The organism is uncultured Proteiniphilum sp. (assembly GCF_937873925.1).
Classification (GTDB): Bacteria; Bacteroidota; Bacteroidia; order Bacteroidales; family Dysgonomonadaceae; genus Proteiniphilum.
The window spans coordinates 1-25,324 of sequence record NZ_CALNAT010000155.1 but is presented as its reverse complement, the minus strand read 5'-3'; the positions used below and the strand labels follow the sequence as shown (position 1 = coordinate 25,324).

Here is a 25,324-nt window from a genome sequence, read left to right as displayed (position 1 = left end):
ATTAATAGTTAAAAATTAATCTGGAATGGTTATGCAAAGAATATTATTCATACTTATCACTGTTTTTGCTCTTGGTTGGAGCGCTTGTACCGATAAGATTATTTTTGTTGCTGACGAATCGCCGGATATCCCGGTACTTGAAAGTTATTCGGCTAAGTACCTTTGGATAGGGCCGGAGTACAAACTGGCAGTCGATGCGGTTATCCAAGACAAAGAAGCATTGAAATCGCTGCAAATATCTGTTAGCGAGTGGAATATTGATAAATCGGTAACCCTCTCGGGAAAAGAATTTATCCTGCAGGATACGTTTTTAGTTACCAGGGATGCAAACCGGACTCAACATGAAGTAGATATATTGGTCAGTAATGCGGCAAAAGGTGTCTTGCGTGTGAAAATTCCTGTTACCGACTTGTCGGCAACGAATCAGATCGAGGGTTATTCTCCGGATCTCCTGCCGCCTGCTATCACCATCCAGGCACCGACTATCAACCACTTCTACGGTCTTGCCGATACGCCGGTACCGTTAAATGTGGCTGCATTGATAACGGAAGATGTTGAAATGACGGATATATACTTCAAAGTATGGGGTGAAGACGTCAAAGGCCAGTATTTTGAGGTGGAAGATACCTGGAATCCTACTACTGAAGAGGAAAAACTTTCATACCATTATGCTCAAAATCTCGAAATACCGGGAGGCACGGCAGGTGAATATCAATTTATGATACGCGCTACCGACAAATCCGGAAATCAGGCAGTTACCGGTGGTAATCTGACAGTAGGTATGATGGACCGGTTGTATCTTTCGGATGCAAAGAATGATGGTGAAGTAAGCGGACAAGGTTTTGATGCTTATGCTTCGGCTGATGCATGGGGTATAGGTACGCTCGTGCCTATGCAGAAGATAGGAAACAACCTCTTTCAGTTGAACTACTATTATCGTAATGACACCGACGAGAACATTCGTTTCATTGCGTTCATGGGTACCGACAGGCCGTTCAATCAATCGCCGAGAGGTATCAAATATACGCTGGACGGTACGAATGTCGTGGCGCTTGCCTCAGGAACACAAGACGGTTTGACGGCTGATCTTCAGGCTGCGGAGTTCAGACTGCCTGTTTCGCAAAAAGGCTATTACACGCTTACGGTGGATATGTCTGCCAAAACGGTTAAAGCAACTCCTCTGGCCGCCACGAATCCCGATTTTGGCAATGCGGCGCTTTTCCCCGGTTTCTCTGCATCCAATCCCTATCCATACTTGGCGATTATCTCAGGTGGTGCTGTTGTAGGTACTGCCGGATGGGCTGAGATAGAGAATAATACCAGTCTCCATAAAGAAACCGGACATGATTTTATCTATAGTGGAGATTTTCGTACGGCTGGTGGTGTGAATATCAGTTTCCAGGCACCCAAAGCTTCTCTTGCGGGTAATACGGGATGGTTCAGGTTACCCGCCGCGCGCGCCAATATGAGAGATACCTACGGCGATCTGGTATCGATGATCAAACCGGTAGGTGCCTCCGGTAACGGTGCCAACTATGGTATTTCGCTTACCGGTAATACCGACTGGCATGCTACCTACGATTTGATTACCTACAGGCTTAGGATTGTAAAGAAACAATGAATGGTTGAATAATACTGCCAGGCCGGTAATAATTGTAAAACAGGGGGCAAGGCTCCTGCCGTTTGCTCTCTGTTTTTAAGTATAGTGAAGCTGTACGATGTCGGAAATCTATTGCGGGTTGTATAAAGTAATAAGAGACTGAATTTCCCCATGCGCTCCCAGTGATGTGCAATCATACAATATGTGAAAGTGGAATAACAGATATTTTTGTAGAATAGGTGTAGTTAGTACTTTATAATATGTTTTCCAGATTTTTGATTTTCTTATCAGTACTTTTCTTTAAAAATCCAGTTATTTATGCCCAAAAAGATAGCAAACCCAATATTTTGTGGCTTGTTATCGAAGATACTTCGCCTCAGTATATCGGTTGTTATGGAAATTCAGCGGTAAATACACCGAATATTGATGGGTTGGCTTCAACCGGAGTGCGGTTTTCCAATGCATATAGTACCGGAACAGTGAGTTCGCCCAGCCGTAGTACTATTATTACCGGCGTCAAGACTTATAAAACGGGAACGGGAAATCATCGGAGTAATTTCCCTATTCCCGATTTTATTAAAGGATTCCCTTATTATTTAAAACAAGCAGGGTATTATACCTCCAATAATTCCAAAACCGATTATAATACTTCTGATGCAAAGAGGATTATTACCGATTCATGGAATGAAAGTTCAGCAACAGCAGGATGGTGGAATAGAAAGCCGGGTCAACCCTTTTTCTCCATATTCAATTTTGGGGATTCTCATCAGTCAAGAACGATGACAAATCCATATCATATGTATGAAAAACAGGTGTTGGATTTATTACCCGATTCGCTTGAAGTAAGCGACAATGATTTTCAGATGCCACCATTTTATAAGGACACGCCAGAGATGCGAAAGCAACTGGCGCGCGTGTATAACGGCGTTTCTCTCGCTGATTATAAAATTGGACAAATACTGAGCCGTATTGAGAAAGAGGGTCTGATGGATAGCACCATTATCTTCTTTTACGCTGATCACGGGGAAGGAATGCCACGGGGAAAATCAAATGGAATAGGCCAGGGATACAAAGTCCCCTTTGTCGTTTGGTTTCCGGAAATTTACAGACATTTATCGCCATGGGGTACGGAAGGAGTTGTTACCGATGAGCATATAGACTTTTCGGATCTTGCTCCTACCATATTAAGTCTGGCAGGCGTTGATATTCCTGAATATTTCGACGGCAGGGCTTTTCTTGGGAGTCAACGGGAAGAAGCCAAGAAGTATCTTTTCGTATCTAATGACGGATGTGAGAATTCATTCAATCTGGATCGTACGGTTATTAAAAACAACCTTCTGTACACCAGACATTTCACACCGTATTCCCCACAGCTCAGATGGATTCATTATTTTATCTATGGAGAAATCAGCCGGCTTATTATAAATGATTATAATAACGGAAAACTGTCTGATCAGGAAGCCATCGTTATGGAGCCAAGGGAAGGAGAGTATCTGTATGATTTATCAGCTGACCCGTGGGAAATGCATGATCTGAGCAATGATCGGGCTTATAGGGAAGAACTGGATCAGATGAGACGTGCCCTTGAAAAGAACATTGTCGATAGTAAGGATGTGTTATTCAATACGGAATATGAACTTAAAAAACTGGGGGACAGGATAACACCTTATGAGTACCGACTCCTTGATGACTATGATTTTAATAGTATCTGGGAAGCTGCTAAATATGCCGGGTTGAGAGATGCAAAAAGTAAAAATGAACAGATCAGGCTTCTGAATAGTCCTGCTAAAGTAACGAGGCTTTGGGCGGCCATAGGTTTAAAAAGCCAGTCTTCTTTTGATGAAACCGAAATAACACAGATTTCACACCATCTGTTTGATCCTTACCCTCCGGTGCAGATTTTTCTGGCATCAACGCTATATGATATGAATAAGAACCGGGAAGCCCGGGAGGTGTTGGAAAAATATCTTTCAGGTTCCGACCCTGATTTAGTATTGATGGTCCTACACAATTTGCATTATATGCAGAGAAAAGGAGATTTTATTGAACAACTGGTGCAACTGGAAGAAAAGATGGGAACAGAAAGCAGAAATATGGAATTACCTAAGCAGAGTCTGCAGGTATTATTATACAGGCTTATTGATCAGCCTCTTGAGATGGAATTCTTTTGGTAAATTGTAATAAAATAAATAAAATGAGGTATATCGCTAATATTATAATAGGATTAACGGTTATTTTTTTTGCTTGCGGATCGAAGGTGGAGATCCCTTCCCCTTCTGTTCCCTCTGAAACGCGCGTAATGAAAATTGATCCGGAGCAGGAGTTACAAATAATTGACGGTTTTGGTGCTTCCGATGCCTGGCGTTGCCAAATGGTAGGCAAATACTGGCCGGAGGAGAAGAAAAACAGGATTGCGGACCTATTGTTCAGTAAGGAAACTGATGAGAAGGGAAACCCCAAAGGGATCGGATTGTCTATCTGGCGGTTTTATCTTGGAGCCGGAAGTATGGAACAAGGCCCCGATAGCGATATCTCTGATGAATGGCGTAGGGGAGAATGTTTCCAGTCTCCGGACGGGACCTATAATTGGAATAAGCAGGAGGGACAGCGTTGGTTTTTACAGTCCGCCCGTGAGCGGGGAGTGGAGAAATACCTGGCTTTTACCATCAGTCCGCCCGTACATATGACCATTAACGGTAAAGCATTCTCGCCCCAAAAACAGAGAATGAATATCAAAGAAGGTATGATGCCGGATTATGCCGATTTTCTGGTGGATTGTATTGAAAACCTGCAAGAGAAAGAAGGAGTGACGTTTGATTACCTGAGTCCGGTAAATGAACCGCAGTGGGAATGGCTGGCGGGTAATAATGGTAAATCCGGTCAGGAAGGGACGCCTGCCACTAACCGGGAATTGTTTGAACTTACTTCCCTTTTATCCGAAAGGTTAAAAGAACGTGGTTTATCCACTACTATTGCATTGGGAGAAGCCGGTGCGATTAATTACCTGTATGGAATGGTGAATAATGAAATGCGCGACAATCAGATCGTGGAATTCTGGAGCTCCACGTCTACACTGAATATTGCGTCGTTGTCCAATGTCGAAAAGGTGATAACCGGTCATAGTTATTTCTCAGTATGGCCGGTTACCAGCCAGGTGGAACATCGTCAGAAGCTGGATGCCCAGATTAAACAATACCCGGGACTGAAATACTGGCAGACAGAGTATTGTATTCTGGAGCAACCCGGAGAGAATGAGATACCGGGCGGTACAGGTAATCAACGCGATCTGGGGATGAAAACCGCCCTTTTTGTTGCACGTATTATCCATAATGATCTGGTGGTGGCCAATGCATCCTCATGGCAATGGTGGACTGCCCTTACCAGAGCTAACTACAAAGATGGACTTATTTATCTGGACGACGGGGCAAACAATGGGAGCCAGTCACCAGAATATTGTAAACAGGATGGATTTGTCCGCGATTCCAAACTATTATGGGCTTTTGGAAATTACTCTTTCTTTATTCGTCCGGGCATGAAAAGGATCCATGTTGATGGACAAAATCCGGTGCAGGCATCCACCGATGTGATGATAAGCGCTTATAAAGATACCGATACCAGGAAGCTGGTTGTTGTTGCTATTAATACAAGCAATACCGAACGTACCTATAAACTTGAGTTGAATGGAAAATTAAAGAACGGGAAACTTATTCCATATATTACTTCGGAGAACTCGAATCTTGAAAAAGGGGCGGAAGTTAATCCGGATGAAATTGTTATTGCACCAAAGACAGTGGTCACATTGATAGGTGAAATTCAGTAAGTTGTCCGCAGATTCTATAATTTATAAATACAAACAGAAATGTCCAGATATCTTTTATTCATACTGTTTATAGCCAGTTGCTGTCTCATTAAGGCACAGCCGCAACACAACGGGAATCGAACCGAAACACCCGTCTCCCTGGCAGGTATATGGAACTTCAAACTCGATCCGATGAATGTCAGTATCCCTGTCAAAGGCAGTAATTTTGTGAGTAAGTTTCCCGAAACAATAGTACTACCCGGTTCAACAGATCAGGCCGGCAAAGGCTACAAGACACAGGATATGACTTCCATCCGGCTTACCCGTCTCTTTGAATATAGCGGGGCAGCATGGTATGAAAAAGACAATATCTTTATTCCCGAGGGATGGAAAGACAAGCAAATGTTTCTCTTTCTTGAACGGGCTCATTGGGAAACACAGGTCTGGATAAACGGTCATAAGGTAGGGCGGGAGGAAAGCCTCTCTGCTCCCCATACGTACGATATTACACCTTATATAAAGGCCGGCGCAAAAAACACTGTGCGTATCCGTGTGGACAACAGCCTGATTTATGATATAGCCTACACCCATGCCATAAGTGCCGAAACCCAGACCAACTGGAACGGGATCATCGGGCGTATGGAGATTCAGGCATTCGATAAAGTGCATATTACCGATGTACAGGTTTACCCGCAACGCAAAGAGAATAAACTGGATATTACAGCCGGGATATCGAATCGTACTGGCCAACCCGTACAAGGAGAGGTGCGCATCATCTGCCATTCCGTGAATACGCCCGACAAGCAATCGATGCCGGAGATTGTTGTTCCGTTCGAAGGAAATGATTCGGTGATCACGCTTACCCACCGCTATGATCCCGGCATGCAATGGTACACATGGGATGAGTTCGATCCCTATCTTTATGAACTGGAATATGCCGTTATAATACCCGATAAAGACTATTATGACGAAAGAACGGTAAGGTTTGGTGTCAGGGATCTTGCTACACGGGGAACACAGTTTACTGTCAATGATATTCCCGTTTTTATGCGTGGGGCGGTGAATTCCTGCGAGTTCCCGCTTACCGGTTACCCTCCTATGGATTATTCCGAATGGAAACGGTTGCTTACGGTTTATAAAGAGTATGGACTCAATTGTATACGTTTTCACTCCTGGTGTCCGCCCGAGGCTGCTTTCATTGCTGCCGACGAGTTGGGTTTATACCTGCAGGTAGAAAATCCGGACTGGCGCTTTACCGTAGGAGAAGATGAAGCTACTAACCGGTTTTATTTTGCCGAAGCCCGTAGGATATTTAAAGCATATGGGAATCATCCTTCCTTTACTTTCTTTTGTGAGGGAAATGAACTTGTAGGCAAAGGATGCGTGCCTTTCCTTCAGGAGATGCTGAAACAGTGGAAAACCGACCCGCGCCATCTGTATGTGGCAGCGTCAGGATATCCCACCGTGGAGGGGAGCGACTTTTACGATTTCTACGGAGCCCGCCCCCAACGCTGGCAGGAGGGATTAAAAGGCCGGTTCAACGCGCAACCATTAAATACTTTGTATGATTATTCCGATTATGTGAGCAAATTCACGATCCCGATGATCACCCATGAGATCGGGCAATGGTGCGCTTATCCGGATTTTGGTCAGGTAAGCAAATATGTGGGGGTATTAAAACCGTATAATTATGAACTCTTCCGTGAAGACCTCAGGAATAAGAACATGCTCGACCAGGCATACGATTTCCATATCGCCTCCGGCAAATTTCAGGTAATACAGAAAAAGGAGGAGTTTGAATCTTATTTCCGTACACCCGGTTTTGGAGGCTATCATCTGTTACAGTTGAACGATTTCCCCGGACAAGGTACTTCACCCGTCGGTGTGGTGGATGTTTTCCATGACCCCAAACCGTATGTGACTGCCAAGGAATTCAGAAACATCCAGCAACCTTGTTTACCCCTTCTTCGCGTCGAAAAACTTACCTGGACCAATGCGGAAACTTTTATAGCAAAAGCCCAGGTTGCCAATTTCCTGAAAAAAGAGTTCAAAGAGGCAGCAGTCACATGGACACTTCAGTTTCCCGATGGGCGGATATATAAGCAGGGTAGTTTCACCGGTATTAACATACCCATAGGCCCTGTTACCGATATAGGGGAAATATCCATCTCCTTTGCAGATATCCGGGAAGCGACCGATTTGATGATGAAGATAAAAATCGATGGCACAGATATATCCAATGAATGGAAGATTTGGGTATATCCTCAGACACTTCCCGATGTAACTCCGAAAAATGTATGGGTGACCCGGCAATGGGATAAAAAAGCTAAGGCGCATCTTGATAAAGGAGGTAATGTGCTGTTACTGGCCGATACGGCAAAAATAAATTCCGATGTGCCGCCCGGTTTCTCAGGCATATCGTGGAATGCGGTCTGGTCGGGTACTCCGCCCAATCTGCTGGGTATATTATGTAATCCGCAGCATGCCCTATTCAGGCACTTCCCTACCGAATTCCATTCCAACTGGCAATGGTTCGATCTGGTAAGAAATTCAAAGCCGGTCGTACTGGATCATACGCCCTATGCATTCAGACCATTGGTACAAATTATCCCTGATTGGAACAATAACCGGAAAATTGGCCTTATATTTGAAGCAAAAGTAGGAAAAGGAAAACTTTTGGCAACCACCATTGCGTTCAACGACATACTCGATAAAAGCCCGGTTGCGCGTCAGATGTATTACAGTATGGTTCATTATATGAACTCTGCGGAATTCTCGCCTGAAGAGGTGCTGACCTTTGAAATGATCGATAGACTGTTTATTCAGCCATGAAGTATTACAGCAATAAATTGTTACTAATCTCGCTTTTCACTGTTTTATCGGCATACAGCTTGTATGCCCAGCAAAGATATTGGAACCAGAACACCCGGTTAACTCCCTGGAGGTTCCCGCTGGTAACGGATAAATCGACTATCACTTATGAGGATTTGACCGGAGATGGAGCGCCTGATATTATCCGTACATTTATTCTGGACAGTATTCCGGTGATGTGGGTCGATGACGACGGTGATATGCAATACGGCGATACGGAAGGCGATACCGACAATGATTGTTTGCTGATAGACCTGAATAAAGACGGGATATTCGGCGGGCCGGAGGATCTGTCTATTGACTGGGTGGATACTGACGATGATGGTATGGCCGACCTGCAAATTGTTATTTATAACGGGAAAGAAGATGTCCGTTACAGTCCCGATTACAAATCCGACTTTATCATTGTGATCGATATAGAAGAAGACGATATCAAAACCTTTATCGATTGGAACAAACTCCTTCCCTTTTGCTGGGAACGGAACGGGCATGCTAACTTTTATCAGGATTATCATGGGAATACCTTGCTGCTAAAGGGACATAACTCCAGCTTCAGGGTGGCAGATACCCGTTTCAATTGCGAGAATCCGTTTATTTTTTATGATTACGACGAAGATGGTCTGACTGAAATGGCTCTCCGGTTGATGGATGTTCCTTATATCAGACCCCGGCCGGACGAACCAAAAGACAAAAGATTCGAAAAGATCGACCCTGAACACGATATTCTGTACAGCCAACGGATCACCTGGGCAAGTATCGCCTGGGATATGGATAACGACAATGGTCAGGGAAACGAGTTTGATCTCGATATGACTGTTCATTTTGCCGGAAAAGGCTTTGAGTATGCCGACCAGGTACATACTTTCAAAAATTTAAGAGGATTGCCCGAAGCCGATAAATACATGTATGATCCCCGTTGGAGACAGATGGAAGCACTCATTTATCCGGATGAAACCGTAGCGTATGATATGACCTTTAAAGAGGGTGAGTGGGATTACTGCTGGTTTGTTTTTGATGAAGACGATGATTGTAACCGCTGGGAACGCGTGGAACTCTATTATCCTTATGATCTGTTCAAGGTGGGGGCAGCCAAAGGCGGGCTCGATAGCCATAAACAGTCGGACGCCATTGGTGACAGGGGTGAATTTGACGAAGACAATTCGGGAAAAGGGAAATTATACCTGTCGCCCATAGATGGGCGTATTCACCTGTATGGTGCTGAATGGGGTGCATGGCGGATAGACCAGAATGCTTCCTATTTTCAGGGATACGGTGGGTTATACGACTCTCGTCACGTAGAACAGCGTCTCTATCCCGACCCTGACTCATGGGCGACAGTCAGGTACGCAGATACGGATGATAACGGTTTCTTTGATCTTGTTGAATATGACCTGGATGGTGACGGCAAGTTCGAAGAACGCATCTCTCTCATTGAGCTGGGTATTGACGACAGGGGAACAATTTATGATACCGCAAATATGAAATACGAGGATGTGCGTGCCTTATTCGATATCTGTACCCATGAGATATGGCAACGTGCCCAACAGGCAATGGAAGTAGCGGAAAAACACCGGCTTAATACTTCCTGGTATGCCTTCTGGAAACAACCGCGTACCCGGTTCGAGAAATACAGTTATGGATTCTGGCTTAATTTCTATGTCTACAGGGATTTGCGCCATCTTGCACAACTTTCCGGAGACAATGAGATGCAATTACAACTGGATAAAGCATATTATTCGGGTGACTGGAAAAAGATATCGAAATGAAGAAGATTCTGTTATCGATTGGTTTTATAGGGTGGATGGTTTCCTGCGCACAACCGGAAACCCGGATAGATCTGTCCGGCGAATGGACTGTAAGTATCGATTCGGTGCAGTATAAAGTCATTCTTCCGGGTTCCCTTGCTGAGAATAATGTAGGTTATGAACCCACAGATTCCGCTACCAATATGCTGAGTGAAACACACAGTTACCAGGGAGTTGCCTGGTATGAAAAAGAAGTGATGATCCCCTCCTCCTGGGTAAACCGTCCGGTCGAACTGTATATGGAACGCACGAAAGTATCGGAAGTATACATTAACGGAAAACCGGTGGGTAGCCGGAATAGCGTTTCCACACCCCATGTTTACAGAATCGACTCATTGTTTGAAGCAGGCAAAAACCATATTGCCATAAAAATTGATAATACCAAAAGCCTGCTTCCGCTGGGAGGTTCGCATGCCTATTCAGAGCACACCCAAACCAATTGGAATGGCATCCTGGGTGACTTTTATGTAAAGGTGCTGCCGGATATATCTATCCGGCAAATACGGATTGAAACTTCGATGGATGGGAATTGTATGATTCGGGTATCTCTTGGCAATCATACCAAAATCCCTTTGGACAATCAGAAAATAGGGGTTACCGTTAAAAATGAAGAGGGCAAAATCGTTTCACAAAAAGAAATGTGGGTAAATATAATACCGGGTGATTCGGAATGCCAAATGGAAATAAAGATACCCGATCCTGCCTTGTGGGATGAATATACGCCTATTCTTTATACATTTCAGGTAAACATTCAGGGAAATGATTCAAAGACTGTTCGTAGCGGGATCAGGAATTTCACAACACGGGGAACACGATTCGTGAACAATGGCAGGACAGTTTTCCTGCGGGGTAAAAATGAATGCGGGGTTTTCCCGCTTACCGGATATGCAGGCATGGAGATAGATGACTGGAGAAGATATTTCTCCATCGTTCGCTCTTATGGCCTTAATCATGTGCGTTATCATTCATGGACTCCACCCAAGGCCGCTTTCATCGCCGCCGATGAAGCAGGTGTATTCCTGCAACCGGAACTGCCTTTATGGGGAACCTACCGTGAGACGGATACTCTCCTTATATCCTATATGAAGCAGGAAGGGCGCCGCATTATAGAGGAATATGGGAATCATCCCTCATTCGTTATGTTCAGTCTGGGAAATGAACTGGAAGGGGATACCGCGATAATGGCAAATATCGTAAAAGAGTTAAAAGAGGCGGATCAGCGCCATCTTTATGCGCTGGGAACAAACAATCATTACTGGAACCCTCAAACGCATTCCTTGGAAGATTTCTTTGTGGCCATGCGGCATGGGAAAGTGGCTCCGGATAACAGTACCGACTTGAGGGGTTCTTTCTCATTTGCTGATTCCGACAGGGGAGGGGTAATCAATTGTCTTATCCCGAATACATTGCGTGATTTTTCTTCTGCCAATCAAAAGTTGGGTAAACCTGCCATCGGGCATGAAACGGGACAATACCAGATATATCCCAATTTTGAGGAAACTGATAAATATACAGGCGTCCTGCGCCCTTTGAACTTCATGGTATTCAAAAACCGGTTGGAACAGGCAGGGATGGGCATACAGGCAAGCACTTTCTTACAAGCTTCGGGTGCACTGGCCGCCTTGTGTTACAGGGAAGAGATAGAGATGGCATTGCGTACCCCCGGTTTTGGCGGATTCCAGCTACTCGACTTACAGGACTATCCCGGCCAGGGAACTGCCCTCGTGGGTATCCTCGACGCTTTCATGGAATCCAAAGGTGTTATTTCACAGGAAAAATGGACTGAATTCTGTACGGATGTTGTACCGTTGGCACGCTTCCCGAAATACTGCTGGAGCAGGGACGAGATATTTACTGCAGAGATACAGATCGCCCATTACGGACAGGCTGACATAACGGATAAGACAGTCTCCTGTACATTATCCACCGAATCCGGTGAAATTATTTACAGGAAAGACATTGTCTGCCCGGTCATTTCCCAGGGGCAACTGAATTCTTTGACAACTTTGAGTATTCCTTTAAACGATATCAATGAACCGGCAAAAATGAAATTTCAGGTGGCTGTGAAAGAAACGGATTATCGGAATTCTTGGGATATCTGGGTATATCCGCACTACACTACCACAAAAATAGCCGAAGCCCATTTCAATGGGGTAACCGTTACCCGTGATAAAAAACTTTTTGAAAAGCTATATGAAGCGGGAAAACCCGTTTTATATATCCCCATGGAGAAAGATATCCGAGAACAATCTGTAGGAGGTTTATTTATCAGCGATTTCTGGAATTTCAAAGTATTTAAAGGTGTAGCTGAAAGTTTGGATATCGAACCTTCGCCCGGTACTTTAGGGTTATTGGTGGAAAACCCCGGACATGGGATATTCAACTCTTTCCCTACCGATTCGCATACCAACTGGCAGTGGTGGAATATTGTGAAGAATTCGCGGCCTATGATTCTTGACGACATGCCGGCCGACTATTTCCCGATTGTACAGGTAATAGATAATTTTGAGCGTAACCATAAACTGGGATTAATCTATCAGCTTCCCGGAAGCAAAGCGCTGGTCTGCTCTTCGGACTTATTCGCTTGCAGTAACGAACCGGAGGTGAAAGCATTATTTCATAGTTTACTGGAATACCTGAAAGAATATAATAAGTGAGTAAAAGCGCTATCTCATTAAGCAAGTACATGAGTAGCGTAATAAGGATTGAAAATGAATAACTTCAATGGACAATTATGCACAATAAAGTAATTTTTTCAATATTATCCGGGGCAACCCTGTTGCCACTTTCTTCATACGGTGCGCCTGGGAAAAAACAACCAAATGTATTGATCATTCTGGCTGATGATCTGGGGTGGAAAGACCTGCACTGTACCGGGAGTAGTTATTATGAAACTCCTAATATAGACAGCATCGCCAGGAAAGGAGCCATATTTACCAACGCTTATGCTGCCTGTCAGGTTTCAAGCCCTTCACGGGCCAGTATCCTTACCGGCAAAACTCCTGCACGGCATGGGATTACTACATGGATAGGCGAAGCATCGGGTGAAGAATGGAGAAAAATGAACAGGCGTACTAAAATGCTTCCGCCGGATTATAATTGGCGGCTTTCAACGGATGAACTGACCTTGCCGGAGAAGTTGAAAGAGGCAAACTACACGACTTTTATGGCGGGCAAATGGCATCTGGGTGATGAACAATCAACACCGGAGATACACGGATTCGATATCAATATTGGAGGATGGGATTCCGGCAGTCCGCATGGCGGATACTTTTCTCCGTATAGTAATCCTAAATTAACCGATGGTCCGGCCGGAGAGAATCTTTCTATGCGGCTGGCAAAGGAGACAAGCGCTTTCATCAAAAATCATACGGAAACAGAGAGTGAAAAGCCATTTTTCGCCTATCTGTCTTTTTATGCCGTGCATAGTCCCATACAGACAACAAAAGAACGATGGAGCTATTTCAGGGATAAAGCCGAAAGAATGGGCATATCGGAGGATGGTTTTATCATTGACCGTACCCTCCCGGTAAGGCAGCATCAGGATAACCCTGTTTATGCAGGGCTTATCCGGCAGATGGACGATGCAGTGGGGGTTGTATTGCAACAACTCAAGTATTCAGGGATTGACGACAATACGATCATTATTTTCACCAGCGACAATGGCGGTGTGTCCTCGGGAGATAATTATTCCACCTCCAACCTGCCACTGCGGGGAGGAAAAGGCCGGCAATGGGAAGGAGGCCTGCGGGTACCTTTTATCATCCGGTATTCACCGGAAATAACCGCAGGTACTTCTTTCAATGACCCGGTAACCGGAATGGATATTTACCCTACCATCCTCGATTATGCAGGGATTAAACCCGTTCCGAAACAACATGTGGATGGTATAAGTATCCGTCCGGTTATTGAAAACAAACAATGGGAGAAGGTCGAAAGAGAACTGTACTGGCATTTCCCCCATTATGCAAACCAGGGAGGTGAGCCTTCATCCGTAATCAGAAAAGGAGATTGGAAACTGATTTACTATCATGAAGATGAAAGAAGTGAGTTATATAATCTGCAACTGGATGAGAGTGAGAACGAGTTCCTGAACGCACATTTTCCGCAAAAGGTAAAAGAATTGAAAAACAATTTATTAACCTGGATGAAAAAGGTAAATGCTAAACTGCCTGTAGCCGATTCTCTTTATGATCCCCGTAAAGAAACGGTATACAGGAAACAGCAACAAGAACAAACAATGAAGAGACAGAGTGAAATCCGAAAAGAACAATTATCTGCGGATTGGCAACCCAACGACACGTGGTGGGGGAGCATCACCGATTGATTTATAAAATATAAGAGCAATGAAATATATTCTTTTATTCATATCTGTTTTATTCTCCCTGGGTATAACGGCACAAACGGGACAGCCACAGGGTTATCTGGAAGATATCCGGCAGGAGTTACAAAAAAAATGGCCGCATAACAGGACCATTCATCTGGTGTTTCACGGACACAGTGTACCATCCGGTTATTTCAATACACCCTATGTAAGGACAATGCAGGCATATCCGCAACAGGTATTGGAGGCTGTAAAGGAAATCTATCCTTATGCGGTGGTCAATTCCATAACCACAGCTATTGGAGGAGAGAATGCTGAACAGGGAGCAAAACGGTTCAAACAGGATGTACTTTGCCATAACCCGGATGTCTTATTTATTGATTATGCATTGAATGACAGAGGAATTGGTCTGGACAGATCCCGCCAGGGCTGGGAAGAAATGATAAAAGAGGCGCAGAGACAAGGTGTTAAAGTAATCCTGATGACTCCCACTCCGGATTTAACGGAAGATATATTGGATGGCAATCCTCCATTAGAGCAATACAGTCACCAGATACGGGATCTCTCGGTAAAATACGGGACGGGATTGGTAGATAGTTATGCCGCCTTCAGGCAAAAGACGAAAAACGGTGAAGAACTGAATGCATTGATGAGCCAAAGCAACCATCCGAATGAAAAAGGGCATACAGTGGTAAAGGAACTTATCCTTGATTATTTCTTTGACAAAAATCAATGGAAGGAATATAATAGGAATTCAACCCTGAAAATAATCAGGAGAGTAGCCGACTGGCAGTTGATAAATTTTGAGAGCCAGGTGCAAAAGGGATCGGGATGGCCGAATTCCCATGCATACTGGGCCTGGACAAATGCGACCATGTACATTGGCATGGCCGGATGCGCCGAACTGACCGGCGAGCAAAAGTACTGGGACTTCCTGCTTACCGTGGCTGGTAAAAACAACTGGCAGACCGGTCCCAATCCTTACTTTGCCGATGACTTATGCATTGTGCAACCTTATGCTATGCTGTACAATAAGTTCAAAGAACCCCATATGATCCATGAATCGGTACGGATGTTGGATTCCATCATCAATCACCCCCGATCCGTAAGCCTTGATTATTATGCCGAAGGTTCCCATTCCCGCTGGTGCTGGTGCGATGCGTTGTTTATGGCTCCCACTTCGTTCGCCCGTATAGGAAAAATAACCGGGGATAACAAGTATTTTGATTTTATGGACAGAGAATTCCGGGTTACCTATGACAGCCTTTATTCCAAACCCGACAGGCTTTTCTTCCGGGATACCCGCTATATAAACATGCGTGAAGAGAACGGAGAGAAAGTCTTTTGGGGACGTGGCAACGGATGGGTGACCGGGGGATTGACTATTATTATTGATCATCTTCCTGAAGATTATTCTTCCCGCAGTTTCTATATAACCCTATTCCGGGAAATGATGGAAAAGATCGCTCTGTTACAAGACAACCAGGGATTCTGGCACCCTTCTTTATTGGATACCGTTGCCTATTCCATGCCTGAATCAAGTGCATCGGCATTCTTTACCTATAGCCTTTTTTGGGGAATAAACCGGGGATATCTGGATAAGGATAAATATTTGCCGATAGCAATAAAAGCATGGAGTGCTTTACACTCCATTGTGCACGAGGATGGTAAGGTAGGATTTGTACAGGCGATAGGCGCCGATCCAAAGAAAGTGGGTTTGGATGATACGGAAGTATATGGTACAGGTGCCTTCCTGTTGGCTGCGGTGGAATATATGCACTATTTAAAAGGGGAGTTATGAAGAGATGGATAAAAGTCCATAAGTATGTGACAGGGACAAAATGTATGTAACAGGGACAAAACAAAAATTATGAGAAAACTCTTTGCTTTTTTATTATTTATTCCGTTTGTCACTTTGGCTCAGGAAAGTAATTACTTCTTCTTTACTCCGGAAGATATTGAGAATATCCGTTCTTCATCCCAAACCGAATGGGGACATTCTATTATAGAAAAATTGAAGGAAACAGTGGATGAACGAAGGGAACATTCTTTGCGCGTCCCCCTGTTGGAGGGAGGACATCTGCATGATTACTTCTGCCCTGTCCATAACCAGGTGTTCCGCTTCGATTGGGATAAACCTCATGCCCACTATTGTAGTCTGTGCGACAAATATTGGGAAAATAACAATAGATTCGACTGGGCATGGATTAATCATGTACACCTGCAAAACCGGATATACCTCACTGCCTGCATGTATTTGTATATTGTTACGGGCGAGAAACAATATGCGGAATACATTCGGGATATGATGCTGGACTATGCCTCCAAATACCTGACATACCTGCACCATGATACCGCAAGGAAAACAGGCCCGTGGGGAGGAAAGATGTTCGGACAAAGCCTCGATGAGGCAGTCTGGGCGAGCGATGCCTGTCCTGCTTACATGATTGCCAAGCCGGTAATGACCACCGAAGAGATCAGAAAAATTGAAGATGGATATCTTACTCCTTGCGCTGATCTGCTTTTGGGTCGACGGGGTAGCGCTAACTGGCAGGTTTGGCACAACAGCGGCCTGATAGCGCTGGGTGTCGCTTTGCAGAACGACAGTATCATCCATATAGCTGTTCATGATCCGGAGTGCGGATATTATGCCCAGATGGAGAGATATGTGCTGAATGACGGATGGTGGAGCGAAGGTTCTCCTGTTTATCATTACTATCCATTGCGGGCAATGCTGTTGTCTGCCGATGCCGCACGTTGCCGCAATATTAATTTGTACGATGAGAAACTGCATAAAATGCTTGCCGTTCCTGCCTCAGCTGTGTATGCCGATCTTTTCTTCCCTTCGCACAACGACGGGTGGTATGGAGAATCCCTTGTGGCACAGGCTCATTTATACGAAATAGCCTATAAGCGATATAAGGATCCTTTCTTTCTGGACGTATTGAGCCAGTGTTACCGTTATACCGAAAGAAATTCAGTGGAAGCCTTATTGAACAATACCGATATTAAAATTGCTACGGTCCCGGTCTCATGGCCTTCGGTATATTTTGAGGATACCGGGTATGCAGTATTGCGTTCAGGCAATAAAACCGTAGTGTTGAAGTACGGTCCGCACGGTGGCGGACACGGGCATCCCGATAAGTTATCCATCTCCATACACAACGGGGATAAGGAGCTTGTATCCGATATGGGTACGTCGGCATACGGGGTACCTGCATTCACCCAATGGTACCGGAAGACTTTATCGCACAGTACCCTTACTGTTGACGGTAAAGACCAACGCGCAACTACCGGTGAACTTGTTTCTTTTAAAGCTACCAAACACGGTGGACAGGTAAGAGCCCGGGTGGCTGACGCATATCCGGGGGTGGAAATGGAAAGGCAGCTTATCCTGCACAAGGATAAATTGACGGATCAGTTTACGGCAAACTCATCCGAAGAACATTTGTATGATTATGTGCTTATATTGACTGAGAAACCTGTTTTTACACAGGAAGGAGAAGCCATTGTATTGGATGATGCACCGGCTTATAATTACATCACAAATGCGACAAAAAGGACGGCGTCGGTATCCGTAAGCTGTAAAGTGGGTAATGCTACATTGAACATTCGCCTGCCGGATGCCGGGCCATTTGAAATAATCACCGGCGAAGCGCCCGGAATACCGCCGGGCAATGACAGGGTAAATGAGAAATATCCCACACATCTTTGCTATCCGATCATTATCCGTTTACAACATAAAGAATTGAAAGTAGAAACCGAATGGAAATTTTAATCATGAGAATCTGTAAGTTATTCACTGTTTTGGGTATAGTTGTCCTGTTTTCAACCTCGTGTAAGCAAGCCGTGAAGGAAATAAGCCTTGCCGGTGAATGGGAGGTAGTCCTTGACAGTCTGGACCAGGGTATTACCGCCGAATGGTATAACCGGACGTTTACCGATAAAATAACCCTTCCGGGAACATTGTGCGATGCCGGTTACGGTACGCCTTGTACATTGGAACCGGTGATGGAAAAAGAGATCTTCCTTAACCTGAAGGCTAAATACGAATATATAGGTCCGGCATGGTACAGAAAAGAGGTAACTATCCCCGCAGAGTGGGAGGACAAAAATATCCTGCTTACATTGGAACGTATAATATGGAATTCACAGGTGTGGATTAACGGCAAAAAGGTGGAAGGCTACAATGAGAGTCTTAGTACCCCGCATTATTTCGAACTGGGTAATTATCTGGTAGCCGGTCAGAAAAACAGCATTGTCATCCGCATAGATAACAGTAAACAACATGACATATCGGTCAGGGACCTTGCCCACGCTTATACCAATGACACACAAACCATGTGGAACGGCATATTGGGGCGTATATCATTAACCGCAAAAGACAAAGTCAGTATCGAAGAGCTGCGCTTAACCCCGGATGTGGATAATAAAAAAGTGAACGTGGCGGTAAAAATCTCTTCTCCGGTATCCGGGAAAATCGTTATGGCTGTAAATGACCCTGGGGGAAAGTCATTGCCTGATATGGAGGTGCTGATTGAAGGCAATGAAGTGGTTTTTGATTATCCGGTGAATGACCCGTTATTGTGGGATGAATTTAATCCTGATATTTATAAAGTGACAGCTACTTTAGAGACGGGTGAAGGTCGTGATGCCAGAAATGAAATTTTCGGCATGAGAAAATTAACCAATAAGGATGCCCTTCTACAGATAAACGACAGGAGACTATTCCTTCGTGGAACCCTGGAATGTGCTATTTTTCCTCTGAAAGGATATCCTCCTACAGACAAAGCCGGGTGGAAGAAAGTATTTGGCACTGCGCGTGATTACGGTTTGAACCATATCCGCTTTCATTCATGGTGTCCACCGAAATCAGCCTTTGAGGTAGCCGATGAGATGGGATTTTATTTACAGGTAGAACTGCCATTATGGGTATTGAATGTGGGTGAAGACAAAGCCACCGTCGACTTCCTCTATGATGAAGCGGATCGGATTATGAAAGAATACGGCAATCATCCCTCTTTCTGCTTCTGGAGCCTGGGTAATGAATTACAGGGTGATTTCGGGGTGATGGATGAACTCCTCACCAGTATAAAGGAACGTGATCAGCGTCATTTATACATGACAACATCGTTTACTTTTGAGCAAGGGCATGGAAGCTGGCCGGAACCGAATGATGATTTCTGGGTTACCCAATGGACCAAAAACGGTTGGGTACGGGGTCAAGGTATATTTGATAATCAGTCTGTGAGCTTTAATAAAGATTATTCCTCCGCAGTAGAAGGGCTTCCGGTGCCGCTTATTACCCACGAAATAGGACAATACAGCGTTTTTCCTAACCTGAAAGAGATGGATAAATATACCGGGAATCTTATGCCGTTAAACTTTAAAGCCGTAGCCCAAGACCTTGAAAAGAAAGGAAGGTTGCATCTGGCGGATGATTACCTGATGGCAAGCGGAAAGTTAGCTGTTATTCTATATAAAGAAGAGATAGAGCGGGCACTTAAAACATCCGGATTCAGTGGTTTTCAATTATTGGATTTGCATGACTTCCCAGGACAGGGTACGGCCCTGGTAGGGATCATTGATGCTTTCTGGGAGAGTAAAGGACTGATTACCCCGGAAGAATTCCGTAGGTTTTGCTCGCCTGTAGTCCCGTTGGCCCGGTTTGAAAAAGCAACCTATCTGAATAGTGAAACGCTCGATGTACAGTTTGAAACAGCCAATTTTAGCGATCGGATACTGAGAGATATTCAACCTCTCTGGGCATTAAGCCGGACGGACGGAACCATTGTGGCGCAAGGCGAATTAAACAGGCAGGATATCTCTTTGGGAAATGGATTGATACTGGGAAATATCTCGGTTCCACTCACATCGGTATCGGAAGCCAGTAAATTAGTCTTATCCATCCGGTTTAAAGATACGGAGTACCTGAACTCATGGGATATATGGGTATATCCGGAAACGATTCCTGAAATAAAAAATGATATTTTATACACCCGGAATTTTGCTGAAGCCCAAAAAGCACTGGAACAAGGAAAGAAAGTGCTGCTTAATCCGGCAAAAGAGGAAATCAACGGACTGGAAGGGAAATTTGTGCAGGTATTCTGGAGTCCGGTCCATTTCCCTAATCAGCCGGGGACCATGGGGATACTGTGTGACCCGGCGCATCCGGCGCTTGCCCATTTCCCGACTGAGATGCACAGTAACTGGCAATGGTGGGATATCTGTAAAAATGCCAGAACGATTGAACTGGACAGTATAAAAGATAATTTGCACCCAATCGTGAGAATGGTGGATAATTTCTATAAGAACAGGAATCTCGGATTGGTATTTGAAGCGAAGGTTGGAAACGGAAAGCTGTTGTTTTGCAGTTCTGACCTGGCAGATAATCTGGACGCACGTCCTGTGGCGCGGCAGTTGTATTATAGCCTGATGGAATATATGCAGTCGACCGGCTTTAATCCTTCGGAAGAGATACCATTTGAACGGATTAGGACAAATCTCCATAATACGTCAAAAGAAAAAGGAATAAAGAAGTCGATTTATGATAATGCGATATAGAGTAATCCGGTGATTTGAGTAGGAAGGAATCCTCTCTTTTCTGTGATATATTCCAAATAAATGGTTATATTTACAATATGAAGAGGATCATAAACAGTATCGGCAACGAAACGAAAATTTTTGCTGACACGTTCGAATACGAAGCATACGACCAGGTGAAAGCGCTTGCCAACTTTGCGCCGTACCTGAATGCCAAAATACGGGTGATGCCGGACGGACATGTGGGAAAGGGGTGCACGGTAGGCACTACGATGACCATTACCGATAAAATTACCCCCAACCTGGTGGGTGTGGATATCGGTTGCGGCATGTTGACGACTAAACTGCATGAAAAAGAAATCAACCTTCCCGAGCTTGACCGGGTTATCAAAAAAGAGGTGCCCTCGGGGTTCGCTATCCGGGGTGAGGCGGTGGCCAAATTCGATTTCTCGGATCTGAGGTGCGCTAAGCATGCCGATTTGGGACGTGCCCTGCTTTCGATAGGTACCCTCGGGGGTGGGAACCATTTTATCGAAGTGAACAAAGGAGAAGACAATTCGCTTTACCTTGTCATACATTCGGGGAGCCGGCATTTAGGAGTGAACGTTTGGAAATACTACCAGGACCTGGCCTGGAAAAATGTTAACGAGGTGAGCACGATCCGGAAGGAACGGATCGATGACCTCAAAAAACAAGGCCGAAAGAAGGAGATTGAGACAGAGCTGAAAAAGCTTAGGAAGCCTCCCGCCAGCAAAGACCTGGCATACCTCGAAGGGAGCGATTTCGATGATTACCTCAATGACATGCAGATCGTGCAACGCTTCGCATCCCGTAACCGGGAAACAATGGCCAACGTAATCCTGGCGGAAATGGGACTGACTATCGCGCATCAATTCGAAACGGTACACAACTATATTGACATCCGCCATAAAATACTCCGTAAAGGTGCTGTAAGCGCTCACAAGGGCGAAATCCTGCTTATCCCGGTCAACATGCGCGATGGTTCCCTTATCTGCCGTGGAAAAGGCAACGAGGATTGGAATTACTCTGCACCGCATGGGGCCGGCAGGTTGATGAGCCGTTCAAAAGCAAAAGAACTGCTCTCCATGGATGAATACGAGGAGTCGATGAGAGGCATCTACTCGAGTACGGTTAGCCAGTCCACCCTCGACGAAGCTCCTCAGGCATATAAGCCTATGGAAGAGATAATGAGTGCTATCGCGGACACCGTGGATGTTATCGAAGTCATTAAGCCGATCTATAATTTCAAGGCGCAATAACTTTCCCCGGTTCTCGTGGGGACTCAGATGACTTTAATCATCTCTCCTAAGATACCTACGCAATACATATTGCAGAATACCGCCGTTTTTGTAATACTCTATTTCGATATCGGAATCCAGACGTGCTTTGACGTAGAAATAAGTAATTTTTCCTGACGGATGCACCGCTTTAACCTCAAGCGTTTTATGAGGGATCAAGTCATTCGCCAAACCGGTTATTGAATAGGTTTCCGTTCCGTCTAAGCCCAGTGATTCGGCGTTCTGGCCATTAATAAACACCAATGGTGCAACGCCCATACCCACTAAATTACTTCTGTGAATTCGCTCAAAGCTCTCGGCAATCACAGCCTTTATTCCCAACAGGAATGTGCCCTTTGCCGCCCAGTCTCTCGACGAACCGGAACCGTATTCTTTACCAGCCAATACAATCAGGGGTGTTTCATCTTTTTTGTAGGACATCGCCGTCTCATAAACGGTTTTTACTTCATTTGTCGGGAAATAGGTGCTATATCCGCCTTCTTTATCTGTAATTTTATTTTTGATACGGACATTTGCAAAAGTTCCCCGCATCATCACTTCGTGATTACCCCGGCGGGAACCGTAGGAATTGAAATCGGTCCGGCTAACCCCGTGCTCCAGCAGATATTTACCTGCGGCACTATCTTCCCTGAATGAACCTGCCGGAGAGATATGGTCGGTTGTTACAAAATCACCCAGATATAACAACACCCTGGCATTGTGTATATCCATTAAGGGATGTAATTCTTCACTCAGCCCTTCGAAAAATGGAGACTCTTTAATATATGTTGAGTTTCTGTCCCATTCGTAGTCCTGATCCAGATTTACTTTCAGATTCTGCCAATCCGTAGAGCCGTCGAAAATAACATCGTAGACCTGTTTAAAATCTTCGATCCTCATGCAGGCCTTAATTGTTTCCGTGATTTCATCCCTACCCGGCCAGATATCTTTAAGGTATACGGGATTGCCATTCGGATCATAGTCCAAAGGATCTTCCAGGAGATTTACATCTATTCGGCCTACAAGTGCATACGCAACGACAAGCATCGGAGACATCAGGAAATTCATCTTTACCTGCGGATGGACGCGCGCCTCAAAATTCCTGTTACCGTACAATACTGAAGATACTATCAATCCGCCCTTTTCAACAGCTTCAGCTATATGCGGAGGAAGCGGACCGGAATTTCCGATGCAAGATGTACAACCATAGCCTACCGTATGAAAACACAACGCTTCCAAATCCGCATTTAGGCCGGAGCGCTCCAGATACTGGGTTACGACTTTAGACCCCGGTGCCAGAGAGGTTTTAACCCAGGATTTAGTGCGTAATCCCTTCATAACCGCATTTCTTGCTAATAATCCGGCACCTACCATTACAGCGGGATTTGACGTATTGGTACAACTTGTGATTGCGGCAATAACTATACTGCCGTCACTGAGTACAAACTCGTTATTCTTATGTTTAATTCTTACAGACTGAATAGATTCCCTTTCTACCTCATAGGTCGTTGGCGCATTTACCGGAACCTTCCCAAAGGTAAACTCTGTTCCCGAACCGCCGTCAGCAAGCCAGGCGGATTCCCGTCTGTCATGCAGGGGATAATAAAACCTGGCATATTCTTTTTCCAGCAGAAGTTCGAATTGCTTGCCTAACTCTTTGACCAGGATCTTATCCTGTGGACGTTTAGGCCCTGAAACAGTGGGTTGAAGAGTAGACAGGTCGAATTCCACCAATGAAGAATATTGAATATTTTCATTTCCTGTACGCCATAACAGGTTTTCTTTACAATATGCTTCCACAATTTCTACCTCTTCTTCCGTACGATTGGTTTGGCGCATATATTGTAAAGTGAGCTCATCAATCGGGAAATAAGTTACCGTACATCCAAATTCAGGCGACATATTGGAAATAGTAGCTCTGTCGGTAACCGTTAAATTATCCAAACCATCACCAAACACTTCAACGAATTTTCCGACGACACCTTTGTCCCTTAACACCTTCGTGATTGACAATACCATATCGGTAGCGGTACATTGCTCCGGTATCTTTCCTGTTAATTTCAGCCCTATAACTTCGGGACAGGTAAAGAAAATAGGTTGCCCGAGCATAGCTGCTTCCGCCTCAATACCGCCCACTCCCCATCCGATCACGCCAATGCCGTTGACCATGGGTGTATGAGAATCAGTACCCACCAATGAGTCGGGGAATAACCAGCCGTCACGGCTTATGATGCCCTTGGCTAAATATTCTAAATTAACCTGATGACAAATACCCAGCCCCGGAGGTACTACTGTGAAATTACGAAGACCATTCTGAGCCCATTTCAGTAATTCGTATCGTTCCGTATTCCGTTCATACTCAACTTGTACGTTTTTATCATAGGAATAATCTGTGCCGAAATAATCCACCTGTACCGAGTGATCGATCACTAAATCAACAGGAATAGCAGGATTGATTTTCTGACCATCTTTGCCATGCCGGATATATTCAGCCCGGAGGGATGCCATATCAACAACAGCAGGCACCCCTGTAAAGTCTTGCATTAAAATACGTGCCGGCTTAAAAGGAATATCTTTGTCTGCCGGAGTCGGTGACCAGTTAACCAACGTATTGACATGGTCATCTGTGATACTGAACCCGTCATAATTCCGTAATACATTTTCCAATAGAATACGAATACTGAATGGAAGATGTTCAACCCGACCATCAGGAAAGTCTCTAAGAGAACTGTAATAGTAGCTTTTCCCGTTCACTGCGAGTTCCCGAATTGATTTTGATTTAATTGTTTCCATAACACAATCTGTAATAATATTCTAAAGTCAACTAACAACGAAGTTAAGCAAAAGTTTGAAATATTCCTTATGGAGACAGTGATTTTATGGTCATCCCCGGAGCGGCAGGAAGTTATCTGGATGTTCGATTAGTCATTGACCGGAGGGAGCGATTTATAAACCCAACAAAAAAAGCGAGGAGTGCAAAATTACACCACTCGCTTTATGATTACTCGGCTAATTATAAGCCTTTTATGTGTTGTCGGGATGACTGGATTCGAACCAGCGACCACTCGCCCCCCAGACGAGTAC

The 25,324-nt window shown here is 44.7% G+C and carries 12 protein-coding genes; 11 read left to right on the top strand and 1 reads right to left on the bottom strand.

Annotation, left to right across the window (positions count from 1 at the left end; all coding sequences use genetic code 11):
* Positions 1-31: 31 nt before the first annotated feature.
* From Q0502_RS10795 to Q0502_RS10745, 11 genes are all read left to right on the top strand, one after another.
* Positions 32-1,621 carry a hypothetical protein gene (locus Q0502_RS10795; RefSeq protein WP_298650604.1) on the top strand — a complete coding sequence of 530 codons (1,590 nt, stop codon included), beginning with the start codon at positions 32-34 and terminating at the stop codon, positions 1,619-1,621.
* A gap of 326 nt (positions 1,622-1,947) precedes the next feature.
* Complete coding sequence (locus Q0502_RS10790) at positions 1,948-3,774, top strand: sulfatase (RefSeq protein WP_298650602.1); 1,827 nt, start codon at positions 1,948-1,950, stop codon at positions 3,772-3,774.
* Between the two features lie 20 nt (positions 3,775-3,794).
* A complete protein-coding gene (locus Q0502_RS10785) occupies positions 3,795-5,420 on the top strand; it encodes a glycoside hydrolase (RefSeq protein WP_298650599.1) in 1,626 nt (541 codons plus the stop codon).
* Positions 5,421-5,459: 39 nt separating this feature from the next.
* On the top strand, positions 5,460-8,231 hold the full coding sequence (locus Q0502_RS10780) for a sugar-binding domain-containing protein (protein WP_298650597.1): 2,772 nt from the start codon (positions 5,460-5,462) through the stop codon (positions 8,229-8,231).
* Entirely contained in the window at positions 8,228-10,036 is a 1,809-nt protein-coding gene (locus Q0502_RS10775; RefSeq protein WP_298650595.1) for a hypothetical protein, read from the top strand. The genes Q0502_RS10780 and Q0502_RS10775 overlap by 4 nt, the downstream gene beginning before the upstream one ends.
* Positions 10,033-12,732 (top strand): sugar-binding domain-containing protein, encoded by a 2,700-nt coding sequence (locus tag Q0502_RS10770; RefSeq protein WP_298650592.1) that lies wholly within the window; start codon positions 10,033-10,035, stop codon positions 12,730-12,732. The genes Q0502_RS10775 and Q0502_RS10770 overlap by 4 nt, the downstream gene beginning before the upstream one ends.
* A gap of 77 nt (positions 12,733-12,809) precedes the next feature.
* The gene (locus Q0502_RS10765; protein ID WP_298650590.1) at positions 12,810-14,402 is read left to right on the top strand and encodes a sulfatase; all 1,593 of its coding nucleotides are present in this window, start codon (positions 12,810-12,812) and stop codon (positions 14,400-14,402) included.
* Between the two features lie 19 nt (positions 14,403-14,421).
* Positions 14,422-16,200: a glycoside hydrolase family 88 protein gene (locus Q0502_RS10760; protein WP_298650587.1), complete on the top strand. Its 1,779-nt coding sequence runs from the start codon at positions 14,422-14,424 to the stop codon at positions 16,198-16,200.
* A 69-nt stretch (positions 16,201-16,269) separates the two neighbouring features.
* On the top strand, positions 16,270-18,177 hold the full coding sequence (locus tag Q0502_RS10755; RefSeq protein WP_298650585.1) for a heparinase II/III family protein: 1,908 nt from the start codon (positions 16,270-16,272) through the stop codon (positions 18,175-18,177).
* Complete coding sequence (locus Q0502_RS10750) at positions 18,165-20,963, top strand: sugar-binding domain-containing protein (RefSeq protein ID WP_298650582.1); 2,799 nt, start codon at positions 18,165-18,167, stop codon at positions 20,961-20,963. Before Q0502_RS10755 ends, Q0502_RS10750 begins: the two co-directional genes overlap by 13 nt.
* A 77-nt stretch (positions 20,964-21,040) precedes the next feature.
* Positions 21,041-22,222 carry an RtcB family protein gene (locus Q0502_RS10745; protein ID WP_298650580.1) on the top strand — a complete coding sequence of 394 codons (1,182 nt, stop codon included), beginning with the start codon at positions 21,041-21,043 and terminating at the stop codon, positions 22,220-22,222.
* A 33-nt stretch (positions 22,223-22,255) separates the two neighbouring features.
* Here Q0502_RS10745 and acnA read toward each other — a convergent pair whose 3' ends face one another.
* The gene (acnA, locus tag Q0502_RS10740) at positions 22,256-25,033 is read right to left on the bottom strand and encodes an aconitate hydratase AcnA (protein WP_298650578.1); all 2,778 of its coding nucleotides are present in this window, start codon (positions 25,031-25,033) and stop codon (positions 22,256-22,258) included.
* Positions 25,034-25,324: the final 291 nt, after the last annotated feature.

What these genes read in the sequence shown, in the direction of transcription:
- Q0502_RS10795 (WP_298650604.1), top strand. Translation starts at nt 32, where the DNA reads ATGCAAAGAATATTATTCATACTTATCACTGTTTTTGCTCTTGGTTGG.
- Q0502_RS10785 (WP_298650599.1), top strand. Translation starts at nt 3,795, where the DNA reads ATGAGGTATATCGCTAATATTATAATAGGATTAACGGTTATTTTTTTT.
- Q0502_RS10780 (WP_298650597.1), top strand. Translation starts at nt 5,460, where the DNA reads ATGTCCAGATATCTTTTATTCATACTGTTTATAGCCAGTTGCTGTCTC.
- Q0502_RS10775 (WP_298650595.1), top strand. Translation starts at nt 8,228, where the DNA reads ATGAAGTATTACAGCAATAAATTGTTACTAATCTCGCTTTTCACTGTT.
- Q0502_RS10770 (WP_298650592.1), top strand. Translation starts at nt 10,033, where the DNA reads ATGAAGAAGATTCTGTTATCGATTGGTTTTATAGGGTGGATGGTTTCC.
- Q0502_RS10765 (WP_298650590.1), top strand. Translation starts at nt 12,810, where the DNA reads ATGCACAATAAAGTAATTTTTTCAATATTATCCGGGGCAACCCTGTTG.
- Q0502_RS10760 (WP_298650587.1), top strand. Translation starts at nt 14,422, where the DNA reads ATGAAATATATTCTTTTATTCATATCTGTTTTATTCTCCCTGGGTATA.
- Q0502_RS10755 (WP_298650585.1), top strand. Translation starts at nt 16,270, where the DNA reads ATGAGAAAACTCTTTGCTTTTTTATTATTTATTCCGTTTGTCACTTTG.
- Q0502_RS10750 (WP_298650582.1), top strand. Translation starts at nt 18,165, where the DNA reads ATGGAAATTTTAATCATGAGAATCTGTAAGTTATTCACTGTTTTGGGT.
- Q0502_RS10745 (WP_298650580.1), top strand. Translation starts at nt 21,041, where the DNA reads ATGAAGAGGATCATAAACAGTATCGGCAACGAAACGAAAATTTTTGCT.
- acnA (WP_298650578.1), bottom strand. Translation starts at nt 25,033, where the DNA reads ATGGAAACAATTAAATCAAAATCAATTCGGGAACTCGCAGTGAACGGG.